General features: G+C 65.2%; 2 protein-coding genes. One reads left to right on the top strand and one right to left on the bottom strand.

Translation table 11 applies throughout. The annotated features are described in order from the left end of the window. The coding region (locus tag LQV45_RS25945; RefSeq protein WP_230009530.1) for a serine hydrolase at positions 1 to 589 on the top strand (589 nt) is incomplete at its 5' end. 27 nt (positions 590 to 616) lie between these two features. Here the strand turns inward: LQV45_RS25945 and LQV45_RS25950 are convergent. Next, the coding region (locus tag LQV45_RS25950; protein WP_230009532.1) for an efflux RND transporter permease subunit at positions 617 to 2,422 on the bottom strand (1,806 nt) is incomplete at its 5' end.

Below are 2,422 nucleotides of genomic sequence, written 5' to 3' on the forward strand. Positions count from 1 at the left end.
CCACGGCTACGGGATCCAGGACAAGTTTGTGCCCGCCAGCACGGCAAAGATTCTGGCCGCGTCGGCGTATTACCACCTCGTTGAGACCGGCCGCGCCTCGCTGACCGCCCCCATGGGCAACTCGACTGCCGGCACCCAGATCCGCCGGATGGTCCAGCAGAGCAACAACGATTCGTGGGCGCTGATCCTGCGGGCGGTCGGTGCGCGGGGCATCACGGATTACGCCGCCTCGATCGGGATCACCTACGACCGCACGGTCAACCTGCTGACTCCCGCAGAAATGGCCAGGACCCTCCAGTTGCTCTACACGGGACAGCTGCTCAATGCCCGCAACACCGCCCAGCTCCTGTCCTATATGCAGAACACCAACTTTGAGACACTGATCCCGCCGGCGGTTCCGCCCGGGGTAGGGGTTCACCACAAGTACGGGCTGCTGTTCGGAAACCTGCATGACGCGGCCGTCCTGGACAAGGACGGCCGGGCCTTCGTGTTCGTCGTGTACACCCGCGGCAGGAATTACTCCGATATGGGCCCCCGCGCCCAGATCATTCAGCAGCTCACCCGGACCGTGACCGCCGCCCTGTTCTGATGGTTGAGGTTCTGACGCCTGCCGCTGTTAGACGGACACCGGCCCGGCGGCAGCGCGCTCCCTCTCCCTGGTCTTCTTGGACTTGGCGAACCGGAGATAGAGCGAGGGCACGATGAACAGATTGAGCAGGGTGGAGGTGACCAGGCCGCCCAGGATAACCACGGCCATGGGGTGTTCAATTTCATGGCCCGGGATGTTGCCCATGACAACCAGGGGTACCAGGGCAAGCCCGGTGGCCAGGGTGGTCATGAGGATGGGCGAGAGCCGCTCCGCCGCCCCGCGCATCACCAGGTCGCGGCCAAAGGTTTGGCCTTCATAGGTTTCCAGATGCTGGCAGTGGTTGATCAGCAGGATGCCGTTGCGCGCGGCGATCCCCATCACCGTGAGGAAGCCAACGAGGGACCCGAGGGACAGGACGCCGCCGGTCATGTAGGCGGCTATGACCCCGCCCACCAGGGCGACTGGCAGCGTCAGCAGCGACAGGACGGCCAGCCGCCAGCTGCGGAAGGACGCCTGCAGCAGCAGGAGGATCAGGACAAGGGCCGCCGCGGAGTAGATCATCAGGCGGTTCGTTGCCGCCTCGCGCTCGGTGTATTCGCCGAGAAGCTGCACGCTGTATCCTGCTGGCAGATCCAAGTTCTCCAGCCGCGACTTCAGCTCGCCGGCTACGGTTCCCAAGTCCGCTCCCTGGGCCAGGAAGGATCCCACCTCGACGCGGCGGGATCCGTTGGTGCGATCAATCTGGTTCGGCGTCGCCTGCAGGCTCACGTCGGCGACGTCGGCGAGGCGAACCCGCGCTCCGCTGGGCGTATCGATGGGCAGATCCTCGATGGCGGTGACGGACGAGCGGGTGGCCGGGGTGCTCCAGACCTGGACGTCGTAGGCCCGGCCGTCCCGGAAGACGTCGCCGACTTCCTCGCCTGCCACGAGTGTCGCGGCCGCACGCCGGACATCTCCCGGTTTGAGGCCATACTTCTGCGCCGCGGCCAGGTCAACCGTCACGGCGATCTGGGGGACTTCCACCTCGAGGGAGACGTGCGGGTTCTGGGTGCCCTGAATCGAGTCCATGATGGTCTTGACCCGTTGGGCCTGTTCCCGGAGCACGTTGAGGTCGTCTCCGTAGACCCGGACCAGGATGGGCTCGCTGGCGCCGGTGATGACCTCTTCAATCCGCTCCTTCAGATAGGTCTGGACGTCACGGTGCAGCCCCGGGTAACCCTTGACCACTTCCTCCACGGCGGCCACCGTCTCGTCGTAGTCGGCGTGGCGGTCGATGCTGATCCAGTGTTCGCCGGCATTGACACCGACGATTTCGTCCGCGGCGAATGCCTGCCCGATGTGCGTGCCGCAGTTCAGGACGCCGGGGACCTTGAGGAATTCCTCACAGCCGCGCTGGGAGATCCTGAACTCTTCCGCGGCAGAGGTTCCCGGTTCCGAGATCCAGTGCATCAGGAAGTCCCGTTCCTTGAACGTGGGGAACAGGGACGAGCCCATCAGGGGAGCGAGGAGCAAGCCCACGACGGCAAGCACGCCAAAGCCTGCGTAGCCGAACCGGGGCCGGTTCATGGCCTTGGACAGGGCGGCGTGGTAGCCGCGTTTGAGCACACGGACCAGCGGCGCATCGCGTTCTTTCAGTTTGGCGTTGCCCAGCAGAATCAGGGCAAGAGCCGGCGTCACTGTCAGCGCCACGAACATGGAGGCCAGGACAGCCAGGGTGTAGGAGACGGCCAACGGCCGGAAGAAGACGCCGGTCAGCCCGTCCAGGAAAAAGATCGGTACGGCGGCGACCACAATGATCAGGGTCGCGTAGACGATCGGGCTCCGCATCTCCAG

This window comes from Microbacterium sp. Bi128, assembly GCF_918698205.1.